This window comes from Clostridium frigidicarnis (assembly GCF_900111985.1).
Taxonomy (GTDB): domain Bacteria; phylum Bacillota; class Clostridia; order Clostridiales; family Clostridiaceae; genus Clostridium_Z; species Clostridium_Z frigidicarnis.
In genome coordinates this window covers 1-11,820 of record NZ_FOKI01000005.1, presented here as the reverse complement: position 1 = coordinate 11,820, position 11,820 = coordinate 1, and the positions used below count along the sequence as shown (strand labels likewise).

Sequence of the window (11,820 nt, the reverse complement as noted above, 5' to 3'; positions counted from 1 at the left end):
GATGTATATTTAGAAATTTTGAGCTAATAATTGAGTTAGGATAATTTAATTCATTTGTTGGAAAGGAGAAAAAATGATTACCATAGAAGAAGCATTGAGAATTATTGATGAAGAAGGAAAAGTTATTGGTACAGAAAGAGTAGAATTAACAGATGCTCTTAATAAAGTTTTAGCAGAGGACATTTATTCAAAGGATACATTACCACCATTCAATAAATCAGCTATGGATGGATACGCTATAAAGTTTAGGGATACTGAGTGTTGTCAATGTGGGAATGAAATAGAACTTTATGTAAAGGCATTAGTAAGGGCAGGAGATTACTATGAAGGAACCCTAAATAGTAAAGAAGCTATAAAAATTATGACTGGAGCACCAGTTCCTAATGGATCAGATGCAGTTATTCAAATTGAAAAAGTAAAAGAGAATGGAAATAAAGTAATTATATCGGATTATATAAAAGAAAATACTAACATTATAAAAATGGGAGAAGAAATAAAATCTGGTGAATTAGCCCTTGAAAAAGGAAAGATAATAAGACCGACAGAAATAGGTTTTTTAGCATCATTAGGCTATAGCAAAGTAGTAATACAAAAGAGTCCTAAAGTAGCATTAATAACAACAGGTGATGAACTTTTAGATATAACAGCTTCATTAGAAAAGGGAAAAATAAGAAACTCAAATGAATATTCTTTAATGGCATTGTGTAAAAATTCACAAGTTGACTTTATATCTTTAGGGGTAGTTTGTGATGATAAAGAAGCTTTAAAAAAGAAAATTCTTAAGGGGTTAAAAGAAGCAGATATAGTTATAACCTCTGGAGGAGTATCTGCTGGAGATTTTGATTTTGTAGAAAATGTATTAGAAGAAATAGGAGCTAAAATAAATTTTACATCTGTAGCTATTAAACCGGGAAAACCAGTAACTTTTGCAACAATAGATAATAAACTATTCTTTGGATTACCTGGAAATCCATTATCGGTAATAACAACATTTGAGGAATTTGTAAAGCCTGCAATTAAGAAAATGAAGGGCTATAAAGAGGTTTATGAAGAAAAAATGTTAGTTACGGCAGGAAATGATTTTAAGGCTAAGAAAGATAGAAGAAAGTTTATATATGTAAATATAATCAATAAGGGTGGAAAGTATTATGCTTATGACCTAGGTTCTCAATGCTCTAATCATTTAATGACAATGAGTAAGGCGAATGGAATAATAATAATGCCTGAAGGTGTGAACAAAATAACAAAAGGAGAAGTTGTGAATGGAAGATTTATCTTTAAATAAAAGCAACCATCCTAAGGTTATTTCTATAGTAGCAACTAAGTCAGGAACAGGAAAAACAACTTTAATAGAAGGTGTAATTAAGATATTAAAGGGCAAAGGTTATGAAGTTGGTGTTTTAAAGCATGATGCTCATAAATTTGATATAGATAAAAAAGGAAAAGATAGTTATAGATTTACAGAGGCTGGTGCTGACAATGTAATTGTAGCATCTTCTGAAAAATTAGCAATGATACAAATTCTAAAAGAGGAAAGAACAATTGAAGATATTCTTCCTCTTTTTCAAGGTGTAGATATAGTAATTGTAGAAGGCTTTAAAAATAATAATTATCCTAAAATAGAAGTACATAGAAAAGAAGTGGATACTAATCTACTATACAATGATAAAAATTTCAATAATGCTAGCTTTGTAGCAATAGCAACAAACGAAGATCTAAATGTTGATATTCCAGTGTTAAATATAAATAATATAGATGAAGTTGGGAATTTTATAGAGAACATTTTAAAATATTAATTAAAAAAATTATATATTATTATAATGATGTAGATATTAGGAGATTATTATATGGATAAAATATTGAAATGTAATGTCATAAAGTTAGAAGAAGATAAGGAATATATTTGTGAAGAATCAATAGTTTGTGAGTATCCTTTAACTATATTTCTTAATAAAGAAAAGCTTGCAACTCTTTTATGTAGTCCAGAAAATCTTAAAGAACTAGTTATAGGTTTTTTTAGAACGGAAGAATTAATTAAGGATTTAAATGAAATAGAAAAAATAAATATTGATGAAAGTATGGGAATTGCACAAGTTGAAACAAAGGGTCACTTAAAAATAAACAAGTTTCAATGCAAGAAGCTTGAAATTCAAGATAACAATATGAGTTATGAGGATAACGTTAAAGAGTTTTTAGAGTCAATGTCATGCAATGCTATAAGTACAAAAGTTAAAATACAAAAGAAAAAGATATACGAATTTATGAATAAAAATCTTAATCACTCCAGTACCTTTAAAAATACAGGGGGAGTGCATACAATAGCTTTGTGTGATGAGGATGATGTTTTAGTAATATGTGAGGATGTTGCACGTCACAATGCTATGGATAAGGTTATAGGTTCATCGATTATTAAAAGTATAAATTTAAAAGATAAAATAATGATACTTAGCGGAAGAGTATCACTTGAAATGATATTAAAAGCTGCTAGACTTGAAATTCCTATTATTATATCAAAATCAGCTCCAACTAGTTTATCTTTAGGCCTTGCAAAAAAGCTTAATATAACTTTAGTTGGATTTGTTAGAGGGAATAGAATGAATATATATGCTAATGGGGATAGAATAATTGAAAATAACTAAAATATGTTTTGAAAAAGTTTATTCATTTGAATTTAAACTGTGATTTTAGTAATTCATAACAATGTAAGTTAGCAAATTATGAATTTTATTAATTAGAACTTATAGACTAAAATAAACATAAATGAAAGGTGATAAGAGTTATGAAAACTACACTTAATTCTTTTGTTGTAGCTAATCCTAAGAAGTGTATAGGATGTAAAGCTTGTGAAGTAGCTTGTTTTGCAGTGCACAATAAAAATAACAATGTTGGATATGTAGCAGGGACAGTTACAACTCCAATTGTGCCAAGATTATATACTATAAAAACAGATAAATTTGTAATGCCTATCCAATGTAGACATTGTGAGGATGCTCCTTGTGCTAATAGTTGTCCAATTGGAGCTATAAAACAAGAAAATGGTTCTATAATTGTGGATGAAAATGCATGTATAGGATGCAAAAGCTGTATTATTTCATGCCCTTTTGGTGCTATAGAATTAATGCCACAGTATGATAATGGACAAGAAGTTATACAGAACAATTTAAAAGAGTTTGGAGAAGAAACTTTAGAAAATGCAAAAAAAATTATAGCTTATAAATGTGATTTATGCAAAGAGAGTGGAGAGCAAGCATGTATAAAAGCTTGCCCTAAGAGTGCATTAACACTTGTAACTCCAAAGAATGAAAAAAAACATCGTAATATAAAGGCAGCAGAAAGTTTAATGCAAACAATATGTGGCTATAAGTAATAATTTTAAGTGAAGTTAATCTTAAGCTAAGAATCACTTAGTGTTAAGTCATAAGAATACATGGAGGATAAAAAATGGATGTTAACTTAATTAATATAGATAAAGATCTTTGTACTGGATGCAGACGTTGTGCTGAGGTTTGTCCTGTGAATGCAATAGATGGCGAACAAGGAAGACCCCAATCAATAAATACAGATAAATGTGTTTTATGTGGACAATGTATACAAACATGTAGTGTTTACGCATCAAGTCTTACTATGGATTTAAATATACAAGATAAATTAGAAGAAAGAAAAATCCTTGAGGGGGTTAAGGAGCCTATTTTTGCTGCTTATAATTTAGGGCAAGCAATAAAGGTTAAGAAAGTATTAAGTGATTGTAATTCTTATAAGGTTGTACAGTGTGCTCCAGCAGTTAGAGTGGCATTGGCAGAAGAGTTTGGAATGGACCTTGGAAGCTTAACACCAGGAAAATTAGCAGCAGCTCTTAGAAAATTAAATTTTGATAGAGTTTATGATACTAATTTTGCAGCGGATTTAACTATAATGGAAGAAGGAAGCGAATTAATAAAGAGGGTAACAGAAGGAAAAAATCTTCCTATGTTTACTTCATGTTGTCCAGCTTGGGTAAAATTTGCAGAAGATACTTATCCAGAATTATTAAACCATCTTTCAAGTTGTAAATCTCCTCAACAAATGGCAGGGGTAATGTTTAAAACTTATGGAGCTGAAATTGATAAAGTAAATCCAAGTAAGATTTTTAGTGTTGCAGTAATGCCTTGTACATGTAAGCAATTTGAGTGTGATAGAGAAGAGATGAATGGTAGTGGGTATAAAGATGTAGATGTTGTTATAACAACTAGGGAGTTAGCACATTTAATAAAAGAAGCCAATATTGATTTTGTAAATCTTCAAGATGAAGAGTTTGATGCACCACTTGGAACTTATACTGGAGCAGGAAATATATTTGGTTCTACAGGTGGAGTTATGGAAGCGGCTATTAGAACAGGATATGAGCTTATAACTAAAAAGCCTATAGATAATTTAGAATTGGAATTTATAAGAGGAAGTGAAGGAATAAGAACTGCTAGTGTTAATATAGAAGGCCTTGAATTAAAAGTAGCAGTTGTTTCAGGATTAAAGTATGTTAAATCTTTACTTGAAGATGTGAAAAATGGAACTTGTGATTACCATTTTGTAGAGGTTATGACTTGTCCTGAAGGATGTATAAGTGGAGGCGGACAGCCAAAATTACTTTTAGATGAACATAGACAAATAGCATATAAGAGTAGAAAAAAATCAATATATAAACATGATTCTAATATGAAAATAAGAAAATCTCATGAAAATCCAGCCATAATAAAAATATATGATGAATATTTAGGAGAACCATTAGGTCATAAATCACATAATTTATTACATACAAAGTACGGAATGAGAAAGGAGCAAAAATAATGAATACTTTTGTTGTAGCAAACCCTGAAAAGTGTATAGGATGCAGAACTTGTGAGGTAGCTTGTGTTGTTGCACATTCAAAAAAAAATATATTCACACAAGAGAGTAATAATATAGACTTTAATCCTCGTTTAAGTGTTGTAAAAACAGCTAAAGTAAGTGCTCCAATACAATGTAGACAATGTGAAGATGCTCCATGTGCAAATGTATGTCCAAATGGATCAATAACTAATAAAAATGGAGTTATAACTATAGATAAAAATACTTGTATAGGATGTAAAACTTGTCTTATGGCCTGTCCTTTTGGAGCTATAGATTTAGTTGAAGCTTATAAAAATGGAGAAAAGGTTATACAAAACGGGCTAAAATCGGAAAAAGACAACAAATTATTTTTTAAAGAAAAGATGATTGCCAATAAGTGCGATCTTTGTGAAGGAAGACAAGGTGGACCTGCATGTGTAGAAATATGCCCAACAGGCGCATTTAAAATAGTTAAAGGTAAAGATGTAGAAAAATCTGTTAAAGATAAGAGAAAACAGGTTATTATGGAACTTGCAAATATAGCTAAATAGAGTTATACACATTCAAAAAAATAACAAGTCAGTATGCTAGTCTATTTGACTTGGTGTTTTCTTTCAAGTGTCTTATATATTTATTATGGCAATTGCAGTTGATGAGAAGTGATTATATACCACTTGAGAAGTGTGAGTATTAACAATAGTAGTGGTTAAATAAAGTTTACCCTTGGGGATAGTTTAAAAACTCCTCAAGGGTATTATACTAAGTATACAGTGGCTTTTAAATTAAAAGTTATAAGGGTATTCTATTATGATGTTTATGGAGGATGAAATAGATATGTTTAAAATTGGAATAATAACTTGTAGTGACAAGGGATATGAAAATAAGAGAATTGATGAAAGTGGAAAAGTTATAGAGGAAATAGTGAAAAGCAAAAACTATAAGGTTGAAAAATATATAGTTCTTCCAGATGATAAGAAAATTATCGCAAAAGAAATGATACATATGAGTGATAATATTAAAGTTGACTTAATACTTACAACTGGGGGAACTGGTTTTAGTGAAAGAGATGTAACTCCAGAAGCTACATTAAGTGTAGTAAATAAATTAGCTCCAGGAATATCAGAAGCTATAAGAATGTATAGTTTAACTATTACAAAAAGAGCCATGCTTTCAAGAGCTGTTTCAGGAATTAGAAATAAAACTCTAATAATTAACTTACCAGGAAGTCCAAAGGCAGTTAGAGAATCTTTAGAGTATATTATTGATTCATTACAGCATGGACTAGAAATACTTACAGGAAAAGCTAGTGAGTGTGCTAGATAACTTATGATAAAAAATAAAAATATGGATTTAAAAGAAGATACAAGATTTAATGAAATAGCACAAACAGCCATAATTCTTGCTGGAGGAAAAAGTTCTAGAATGGGTTTTGATAAACAATTTCTAGAGATAAATAATAGAAGGATATTAGATGTCCTATGTGATAAGTTAAAAGAAGAGTTTAGAGAAATAATAATTGTGACAAATAAACCTGAGTTTTATAAGAGCATGTCATACAGGGTAGTTTGTGATGAGATAAAAGAAAGCGGTCCATTAGGAGGAATCCATATAGGACTTAAAACTAGTAGTAGTAAATTTTCATATTTTATAGCCTGTGATATGCCTAATATAAATTTAAATTATATAAGGGCTATGAAAAAAAATATAATAGAGCTTAACAAAGATGCATGTATAACAAAAAGAAAAAATGGAAATATAGAACCATTTAATGCGTTCTATTCAAAGAGTATAATAGAACATATTGAAAAACAACTTTTAGACAATAAAAGAGCTATTAAATATCTTATCGATACTATAAATGCTGTTTATATAGATGAAGAATATGCAGAAAAATTTAATTCAACATTAGATATGTTTGTAAATTTAAATACAAAAGAAGATGTAAGTAGCTATGCTAAGGCACATGAAAGAATTAGATTAGTTTACAAATGGAGGAAATGATGAAGGATTCATATGGACGAGATATAAATTATTTAAGAATATCTGTTACAGATTTATGTAATTTAAGATGCAAGTATTGCATACCTAAAGATGGAATTGAAAAAATAGATTATAGTGAAGTATTAACTTTTGAGGAAATAGAACAAATAACAAAAACTTTTGTTGAATTAGGTGTAAAAAAGGTTAGAATTACAGGTGGAGAACCTCTAGTAAGAAAAGATATACTAAATCTTATAAAAAAAATAGGAAGTATAAGTGGAATAGAAGATTTTGCAATAACAACTAACGGAACACTCTTAAAGGAATATGCAAAAGAGCTAAAAGAATCAGGGGTAAATAGATTAAACATAAGTTTAGATACTTTAGATCCCAAGAAATATAGAGATATTACAAGAGGTGGAGATCTTAAAGAGGTAATAAATGGAATTGAAGAGGCACTAAAATTAGGAATATACCCAATAAAAATAAATGTAGTTTTAGCAAAAGGCTTCAATGATGATGAAATAGAGAAACTTGTAAATATAACTAAAAATAATAATGTGGAAATCAGATTCATAGAACTTATGCCAATAGGACAGTGCAAGGAATGGTCTCTAGGAAAATTCATGCCAAATACAATTGTATTAGATAAAGTAAAAGAATTAAAAGAAGTTCCAAGAGAAGATAAATCCTCTCCAGCAAAGTATTATAAATTGCCTAATTCAAAGGGTAAGATAGGACTTATAAGCCCTATTTCATGTAAGTTTTGTGAAAATTGTAATAGAGTTAGACTTACATGTGATGGAAAGTTAAAACTTTGTCTTCATTCAAATGAGGAATTAGACTTAAAGACACCTTTAAGAAGAGGACAAGATATAAAGGAATTAATACTTAATGAAATAAATAAAAAACCAGAAACTCATAATTTAGAGGACGGAGAATATATAGGAAGAAATATGGTTGAGATAGGAGGATAATTTATATGGAATTCACACATTTTAATGAAAGTGGAAGAGCTCATATGGTAGATGTAGGAGAAAAACAAGATAGTAAAAGAATAGCTACTGCCATTGGGTCAATAAAGATGAAAAAAGAAACCGTGGATCTTATAAAAGAAGGTCTTATAAAAAAAGGGGATGTTTTATCTGTATCTCAAATAGGTGGTATTATGGGAGCGAAAAAAACATCGGATTTAATACCAATGTGTCATAACATATTTTTAACTGGTTCAGATATAAAGTTTAATGTGTTAGAAAATGAGATAGAAATAGAAGCTACTGTTTCTACGATTGGAAAAACAGGAGTAGAAATGGAAGCATTAACTGCTGTTTCTATGGCCGCGCTTACAATATATGATATGTGTAAAGCTGTAGATAAGAATATGGTTATAGGAAACATAATGGTTGTAGAAAAGATAGGCGGGAAAAGTGGACATTATAAAAGAAAATAGAAATATAGTATAGATAATTAAATAGTATTTATAGTACGCTTTTATAGGATTATACAACTTAAATTACTATATAAATAGGGGAGATGAGTTAAGATGGAACAAAATAGGCTAGGAAAAGTAATATCAGTTAACATAAGTGATAAAAAAGGGGTAATAAAAGAGCCAATAGAATATGGGGTATTTGAAGTAGGACATGGACTTAAAGGAGATGCCCATGCTGGAGACTGGCATAGACAAGTAAGTCTTCTTGGAAATGAAAGCATAGATAAAATGAGAAATATAGGAATTGAAGGATTAGTACCAGGTAAATTTGCTGAGAATTTAACCACAGAGGGAATGATTTTATATGAATTACCTGTTGGAACTAAACTTAAAATAGGAGAAACACTTCATGAGGTTACACAAATAGGTAAAGAATGTCATAGTGGTTGTGCAATAAAAAAACAGGTTGGAAAATGTGTAATGCCAAAAGAAGGCATCTTTACAATTGTATTAAAAGGTGGAAAAATTAAAAGTGGAGATATTATAGAAGTTATACATGAGTAAGGAACATGAAAGAAAATAACTAATTAAATATACTAGAATACTAAGTTGTTATTTTTGAATGTGCCTAAATCTAATTATAGAGTTTATATATGTAAATTAATAAGTTGAGGTATAAAACAAAACTAGGGATAATTTAGTGGGATCCCTAGTTTTAATATATTTTATAGTAAATTATGTTATAGTTAAATTAAAAATATATATTGAAAAAATCATTAGGTTTACCTAAAATAGTATAGTATATTAAATTTGAAATTTATAAGTTATAATAGTATTTTATGCAGTATAAAAGTATTATGTTAAATTAAGTTAAAAACAAGATTAAGACATGCATATTTAAGGTTATAATTTACAGTGAATATAATTATCAAGTTAATAAAGTTAACGAGAGATAAGAGGAGAGTATATGACTAAAAATAGATTTTTACCAATTAGCAAAGAAGATATGATTGAAAGAGGATGGGATGAAGTTGACTTTGTTATAGTTACAGGGGACGCTTATATAGATCATCATAGTTTTGGAACGGCAATCATTTCTAGAGTTTTAGAAGATGCAGGATATAAAGTAGGTATAATAGCTCAACCAGATTGGAAAGATGCTGAAGACTTTAAAAAATTAGGCGAGCCAAGATTGGGCTTTTTAGTTAATGGTGGAAACATGGATTCCATGGTTAATCATTATACAGTAAGTAAAAAGTTAAGACAAAAGGATCTTTATTCCCCAGGTGGAAAGATGGGATTAAGACCTGATAGAGCTACTATCGCTTATTGCAATAGAATAAGAGAGGCATATAAACACACTAATGTTGTAATTGGTGGTATTGAGGCTAGTCTTAGAAGATTTGCTCACTATGATTATTGGAGTGATAAGGTAAGAAAATCAATGCTTATTGATAGCGGAGCTGATCTTTTAGTTTATGGAATGAGTGAAAAGCAAATAGTAGAAGTTGCAAATTACTTAAATGATGGATTTGAGGCAAAGTATATAAGACATATACCAGGAACTTGTTACATTGCTGATGACCTAGAAAATGTAAGTGACTATATTGAGATACCATCATATAAAGAAATATGTGCAGATAAGAAAAAATATGCAGAGGCTTTTAAAATTCAATACGAAGAACAAGATCCTGTAATAGGAAAAAACTTAGCTCAAAAGCATGCAAATAAATATGTGGTTCAAAATAAACCGGAAATGCCATTGACTAGAGAAGAGTTAGATAAAGTTTACGCACTACCATATGAAAAAAATTATCATCCTATATATGAAAGTGAAGGTGGAATAGCTGCTATTAATGAAGTTAAATTCAGTATAGTTAGCTCAAGAGGATGTTTTGGAAATTGTTCATTCTGTGCAATAACATTCCACCAAGGTAGAATAGTACAAAGTAGAAGTGAAAAGTCTATAGTGGAAGAAGCAAAAGAAATAACAGAGCTTAAAGACTTTAAGGGATATATCCATGATGTAGGAGGCCCTACTGCAAACTTTAGAAAACCAGCTTGTAAAAAACAGTTAAAGTTTGGAGCATGTAAAGATAAGCAATGTTTATATCCAGCACCATGTAAAAACATGGATGTTGATCATAGTGAATATTTAGAAGTACTTAGAAAAGTAAGAAAACTACCAAATGTAAAAAAGGTGTTTGTTCGTTCAGGTTTAAGATATGACTATATTATGGCAGATAAAAATGATAGATTTTTAAGAGAGCTCATAGAACATCATGTAAGTGGACAGCTAAAGGTTGCTCCAGAGCATGTTGCACCTGAAGTTTTAAAATACATGGGTAAGCCAGCAGGAGCAACCTATGAAAGATTTAGAGAAAAATTCTTTAAAATTAATAAGAGAATAGGAAAAGAGCAATATATTATACCTTACTTAATGTCAAGCCATCCAGGAAGTACATTAGATTCAGCAATAAAACTTGCTGAATATTTAAGAGATATAAAATATCAACCAGAACAGGTGCAAGATTTTTATCCAACACCAGGAACATTATCAACAACAATGTTTTACACTGGTTTAGATCCATTAACTATGAAAGAAGTATATGTTCCAAAATCAAAACAAGAAAAAGCTATGCAAAGAGCTCTTCTTCAATTTGGAAATCCTAAAAATTATCTTTTAGTATATGAAGCTTTAACTGAGGCAGGAAGATTAGATTTAATAGGTAATGGACCAAAATGTTTAATAAGAGAAAAAGGCAGTAGAAATCACAGCTTTTCATCAGAAAAAAGACATACATCTTTTAAAGATAATTCTAGAGGAAAAACTAAAAACGGAAAAGACTCTAGAGGATCAAATAAATCACAGGATGATAGAAAAGAATCAAGAGGTAAAACCTCAAAATCAAAGGATTCAAGAGGAACAAGCAACTTTAAAGAAACTAAAAGAGATGATAAGAGAGGAAATAGTAACTTTAAAGAAACTAGAAGAGACGATAAAAGAGGAAATAGTAACTTTAAAGAAACTAGAAGAGACGATAAAAGAGGAAAAAGTAGCAAAGGTAAAGCAAAAGCAAGGAGAAGATAAACTGAAATTTTCTTAATAGGTATATGTTAAAGGTTGGTGGCTATAATGAGCACAAACTAGCTGGCTGCACTTAATATTAAGTTGAAAGTTGAGTGTTGAAAGTGGAAAGTCAAGGTTGAAAACCACAGGTTTTCTTAAAAAATATTTTTATTTTAGAAATCTTATTAAGAAGATTTCATCCTCGGATTGCTCCCCGCTATCTGGACTAAAGTTACTCATTCTAAAGTTTTCTCAAAATTTTAAGTTAAGCTGAAATTTTATTTTTATAATATTCATGTGGGGATACATATCCTATAGAGGAATGTATCCTTTCATGGTTATATCTATAAACATAATCATTTAAATCAATTTCTAACTCTTTTAAGCTCCAATACATTTCATTATTAAGGCACTCTTCTTGAAGATATCTGTGATATGACTCAATAAAAGCATTGTAATTAGGACTCCTTACTGGAATCCTTTCATGAACTACTTT

At 29.7% G+C, this 11,820-nt stretch carries 13 protein-coding genes; 12 read left to right on the top strand and 1 reads right to left on the bottom strand.

All coding sequences use genetic code 11. The features are described from left to right. The first annotated feature begins 73 nt into the window (after positions 1-73). The 12 genes from BM119_RS03820 (at position 74) to BM119_RS03765 (ending at position 11,345) form a co-directional block, all read left to right on the top strand. Positions 74-1,285, top strand: a complete 1,212-nt coding sequence (locus BM119_RS03820; RefSeq protein WP_090039058.1) for a molybdopterin molybdotransferase MoeA — start codon at positions 74-76, stop codon at positions 1,283-1,285. After that, on the top strand, positions 1,263-1,796 hold the full coding sequence (mobB, locus tag BM119_RS03815) for a molybdopterin-guanine dinucleotide biosynthesis protein B (RefSeq protein ID WP_090039056.1): 534 nt from the start codon (positions 1,263-1,265) through the stop codon (positions 1,794-1,796). Before BM119_RS03820 ends, mobB begins: the two co-directional genes overlap by 23 nt. Before the next feature lie 51 nt (positions 1,797-1,847). Beyond that, entirely contained in the window at positions 1,848-2,639 is a 792-nt protein-coding gene (gene fdhD, locus BM119_RS03810) for a formate dehydrogenase accessory sulfurtransferase FdhD (RefSeq protein WP_090039054.1), read from the top strand. A 140-nt stretch (positions 2,640-2,779) separates the two neighbouring features. After that, positions 2,780-3,367: a 4Fe-4S dicluster domain-containing protein gene (locus BM119_RS03805; RefSeq protein ID WP_090039052.1), complete on the top strand. Its 588-nt coding sequence runs from the start codon at positions 2,780-2,782 to the stop codon at positions 3,365-3,367. 74 nt (positions 3,368-3,441) lie between these two features. Continuing rightward, positions 3,442-4,821: a [FeFe] hydrogenase, group A gene (locus tag BM119_RS03800; RefSeq protein WP_090039050.1), complete on the top strand. Its 1,380-nt coding sequence runs from the start codon at positions 3,442-3,444 to the stop codon at positions 4,819-4,821. After that, the gene (locus BM119_RS03795; RefSeq protein ID WP_090039049.1) at positions 4,821-5,393 is read left to right on the top strand and encodes a 4Fe-4S dicluster domain-containing protein; all 573 of its coding nucleotides are present in this window, start codon (positions 4,821-4,823) and stop codon (positions 5,391-5,393) included. Before BM119_RS03800 ends, BM119_RS03795 begins: the two co-directional genes overlap by 1 nt. A 283-nt stretch (positions 5,394-5,676) precedes the next feature. Next, positions 5,677-6,165 carry a MogA/MoaB family molybdenum cofactor biosynthesis protein gene (locus BM119_RS03790; RefSeq protein ID WP_090039355.1) on the top strand — a complete coding sequence of 163 codons (489 nt, stop codon included), beginning with the start codon at positions 5,677-5,679 and terminating at the stop codon, positions 6,163-6,165. A gap of 3 nt (positions 6,166-6,168) precedes the next feature. After that, positions 6,169-6,843 carry a molybdenum cofactor guanylyltransferase gene (locus tag BM119_RS03785; RefSeq protein ID WP_242948309.1) on the top strand — a complete coding sequence of 225 codons (675 nt, stop codon included), beginning with the start codon at positions 6,169-6,171 and terminating at the stop codon, positions 6,841-6,843. Continuing rightward, positions 6,843-7,799: a GTP 3',8-cyclase MoaA gene (gene moaA, locus BM119_RS03780; protein WP_090039046.1), complete on the top strand. Its 957-nt coding sequence runs from the start codon at positions 6,843-6,845 to the stop codon at positions 7,797-7,799. The genes BM119_RS03785 and moaA overlap by 1 nt, the downstream gene beginning before the upstream one ends. 5 nt (positions 7,800-7,804) lie before the next feature. Continuing rightward, complete coding sequence (gene moaC / locus BM119_RS03775; protein ID WP_090039044.1) at positions 7,805-8,272, top strand: cyclic pyranopterin monophosphate synthase MoaC; 468 nt, start codon at positions 7,805-7,807, stop codon at positions 8,270-8,272. Positions 8,273-8,365: 93 nt separating this feature from the next. After that, on the top strand, positions 8,366-8,818 hold the full coding sequence (locus tag BM119_RS03770) for an MOSC domain-containing protein (protein ID WP_090039043.1): 453 nt from the start codon (positions 8,366-8,368) through the stop codon (positions 8,816-8,818). 403 nt (positions 8,819-9,221) lie between these two features. Beyond that, positions 9,222-11,345: a YgiQ family radical SAM protein gene (locus tag BM119_RS03765; protein ID WP_090039041.1), complete on the top strand. Its 2,124-nt coding sequence runs from the start codon at positions 9,222-9,224 to the stop codon at positions 11,343-11,345. Positions 11,346-11,589: 244 nt separating this feature from the next. Here the strand turns inward: BM119_RS03765 and BM119_RS03760 are convergent. Continuing rightward, positions 11,590-11,820, bottom strand: a 231-nt coding sequence (locus BM119_RS03760; RefSeq protein WP_143087287.1) for an integrase core domain-containing protein, incomplete at its 5' end; no start/stop codon positions are given.

Bases quoted from the DNA above. Each gene is read 5' to 3' on its own strand.
- BM119_RS03820 (WP_090039058.1), top strand. From the start codon at position 74: ATGATTACCATAGAAGAAGCATTGAGAATTATTGATGAAGAAGGAAAA.
- mobB (WP_090039056.1), top strand. From the start codon at position 1,263: ATGGAAGATTTATCTTTAAATAAAAGCAACCATCCTAAGGTTATTTCT.
- fdhD (WP_090039054.1), top strand. From the start codon at position 1,848: ATGGATAAAATATTGAAATGTAATGTCATAAAGTTAGAAGAAGATAAG.
- BM119_RS03805 (WP_090039052.1), top strand. From the start codon at position 2,780: ATGAAAACTACACTTAATTCTTTTGTTGTAGCTAATCCTAAGAAGTGT.
- BM119_RS03800 (WP_090039050.1), top strand. From the start codon at position 3,442: ATGGATGTTAACTTAATTAATATAGATAAAGATCTTTGTACTGGATGC.
- BM119_RS03795 (WP_090039049.1), top strand. From the start codon at position 4,821: ATGAATACTTTTGTTGTAGCAAACCCTGAAAAGTGTATAGGATGCAGA.
- BM119_RS03790 (WP_090039355.1), top strand. From the start codon at position 5,677: ATGTTTAAAATTGGAATAATAACTTGTAGTGACAAGGGATATGAAAAT.
- BM119_RS03785 (WP_242948309.1), top strand. From the start codon at position 6,169: ATGATAAAAAATAAAAATATGGATTTAAAAGAAGATACAAGATTTAAT.
- moaA (WP_090039046.1), top strand. From the start codon at position 6,843: ATGAAGGATTCATATGGACGAGATATAAATTATTTAAGAATATCTGTT.
- moaC (WP_090039044.1), top strand. From the start codon at position 7,805: ATGGAATTCACACATTTTAATGAAAGTGGAAGAGCTCATATGGTAGAT.
- BM119_RS03770 (WP_090039043.1), top strand. From the start codon at position 8,366: ATGGAACAAAATAGGCTAGGAAAAGTAATATCAGTTAACATAAGTGAT.
- BM119_RS03765 (WP_090039041.1), top strand. From the start codon at position 9,222: ATGACTAAAAATAGATTTTTACCAATTAGCAAAGAAGATATGATTGAA.